General features: G+C 30.6%; 2 protein-coding genes. Both read right to left on the bottom strand.

The window, feature by feature from the left end; genetic code table 11:
* Positions 1-369: 369 nt before the first annotated feature.
* Positions 370-1,092: an amino acid ABC transporter ATP-binding protein gene (locus AC1Q7N_RS11625; RefSeq protein WP_001829838.1), complete on the bottom strand. Its 723-nt coding sequence runs from the start codon at positions 1,090-1,092 to the stop codon at positions 370-372.
* Positions 1,085-2,503, bottom strand: a complete 1,419-nt coding sequence (locus AC1Q7N_RS11620; RefSeq protein ID WP_002456348.1) for an ABC transporter substrate-binding protein/permease — start codon at positions 2,501-2,503, stop codon at positions 1,085-1,087. The genes AC1Q7N_RS11625 and AC1Q7N_RS11620 overlap by 8 nt, the downstream gene beginning before the upstream one ends.
* Positions 2,504-2,705: the final 202 nt, after the last annotated feature.

Genomic DNA, 2,705 nt, shown 5'->3' with positions numbered 1-2,705 from the left:
AGGACAAGCTGAAGACTACAGGCTGAAGCTGTCCCCTAAGAAAGCGAGCCAACAATACGAAGTATTGTAAATAAAGATGCCAGTAAATGGATTTATGTAAACCTATTACTGACTTTTTTGCTAGGAATTATGTCCCAGCCTCTTTACAAATTTTGTAGCGAATCGATATTTATATTTAAAAATCCATGTTTTAGATAACTTTGACCCTATTTACCATTTTAAACTTAAGACAACAATTTGTTTCCAAACTTCTATAAGTATTTTCATGATATACTAATTCTCTTTTAAAAGTTTAAAATGATGTCACTATAACAAATTCGTTAACTCAGTATAGTAAACTTTGACTTTTATCATTCGAAAACATAAATTTTATAACACTCGTGATAAAAAATTTTCAGTTCGACTGTGCTGAGGATTTTCAAATATGTTTTGTGGTGTACCAGATTCAACCACAACACCATCGGCCATAAATACTACTTTATCACTTATTTCTTTAGCAAAGTTCATCTCATGCGTGACAATCACCATTGTCATACCTTCATTCGCTAATTGTCTCATTACTTTTAAAACATCCCCTACTACTTCAGGATCAAGTGCAGATGTTGGTTCATCAAATAACATAACATCAGGTTCCATTGCCAAAGCTCTTGCAATAGCAACTCTTTGTTTTTGACCTCCAGACAGTTGATTAGGATATGAATCTGCTTTGTCTTTAAGCCCCACTTTTTCAAGTAAATATAAAGCTTTCTCTTTTAATTGATCTTTACTATCTTTATGTAATAAAAGTGGTGCCAACATTACATTTTCAATGACCTTTTTATGAGGAAATAAATTAAAATTTTGAAATACCATACCCATTTTTTGTCGTAAATTATCTAAATGAACATTATGTTGAGTTAATTCATTATCTTCAAATATAACTTTACCTTTTGAAGGTACATCTAACAAATTCATACAACGGAGTAAAGTGCTTTTACCACTTCCAGATGGTCCAATTATTGCAACCACTTCACCCTTTTCAACAGTAAGATTAATATCTCTCAATACTTCATTTGCTCCAAATTTTTTATTTAAATTTTTAATATTAATCACTGGCACTCATTCTCCCTTCAATAAAATTCATAACACGTGTAAGTGCAAATGTAAGTAAGAAATATAGTAATGCTGCAACTAACAATGGTGTGAAAGGATCAAAAGATATCCCTTGTACAACTTGTGCATTAAACATGATTTCACTCACTCCAATTGTGGAAACTATAGACGATTCTTTAATCAAGGTTACAAATTCATTACCTAATGCAGGTAAAATTTTCTTAATTGCCTGTGGCATAACTACTGATTGCATAGTCTGTCTATAATTCAATCCTAAACTTCTAGCAGCTTCAGTTTGTCCTTTATCTACAGCATTAATACCAGCTCTAATAATCTCGGCAATGTAGGCTGAAGAATTTATAACAAGCGCAATAGTACCACAAATTAAAGCTGAAATATCTAACCCCAAAGCTGCAGTAGTCCCAAAAAATACAATAAACACTTGCACAAGCATAGGAGTACCTCTTAAAAATTCTATGTATATACTTGCTATCCATTGTAATGGTCTAATTTTACTTATTTTTAATAAAGCTATAAAAGAGCCTAAAATAGACCCCAATACCACACCTACTAATGAAATCAAAATAGTATTTTTAATTCCTTTAATGAAAAAACTGCCATATTTAGAAATAAAATTTCCATCATCTTGCATATCTTCGGCTGCTTTTGTCATGTATTGATCAATTAAATTTTTTTCTTTTACATTATCAATCGTTTGATTTAGCTTATCTAAAAGTACAGGAGAGTTCTTAGGAACAGCTATACATGTTTGTTTCTTTTCTTCATTAAATTTAATCTTTGAAAATGTTAGTTCTGAATTTTGTTTTAAATATGCCTCACCTACTGGTTTTTCAACAACTACACCTGCTACTTTTCCACTTTTTAAAGATAATATAGCTTCAGGTAATCTATTGAGTGAAGAAATTTTACTATCTTCAATCTCAGTTTGTGCAATTTTTTCTTGATCTGTCCCTTTTTGCGCAGCAATTTTTTTGCCTTCAAAATCTTTGATGTTTTGATAACGTTTTGCATCATCTTTTTTAATCATCATCACATTATTTGTAATCATGTAAGGTTTTGTAAAATCCACTTCTTTTTTTCGTTCGGGAGTTGTTGTCATACCGGAGATAATAATATCGATTTTACCGGTCTTAAGTGCACCTAATAAGCTATCAAATTGCATGTTTACAATTTTTAGCTTTAGATGATTATCTTTCGCAATCTTTTTAGCTAATTCTATATCTACACCCGCATATTCAGTTTTACCATGTATCGTCTTTTCAAATTCTAAAGGTGCATAATCAGCTGACAATCCAACTCTTAGTTCTCCTCGATTTTTTATTTTAGTCCAATTTTCATCTTCATTTGCATATGTACTCGGACTGATGAATAAGGTGAAAGTACTTAACATTATTATTATGATTGATAGCATTTTGAACAAACACTTCATTGTTTTGACCTCCTTTTTAATAATTATACATTATTATACATAAATACACATATTCGCGCAATTAGATTTTCAGATATAGTATAAAAAAATGAGGCTGGGACATAATTTCTAACAAATTAGCCAGTAAATGAGTTTATTATAAATTCATTTACTGGCTTCTTTA

Source organism: Staphylococcus sp. GW823-FHT05F06, from assembly GCF_058795495.1.
The sequence above is the reverse complement of the archived record's forward strand: the minus strand, read 5'-3'. Positions and strand labels throughout refer to the sequence as shown.

Coding starts and splice junctions, on each gene's coding strand:
- AC1Q7N_RS11620 (WP_002456348.1), bottom strand. CDS start 2,503: ATGTTAAGTACTTTCACCTTATTCATCAGTCCGAGTACATATGCAAAT.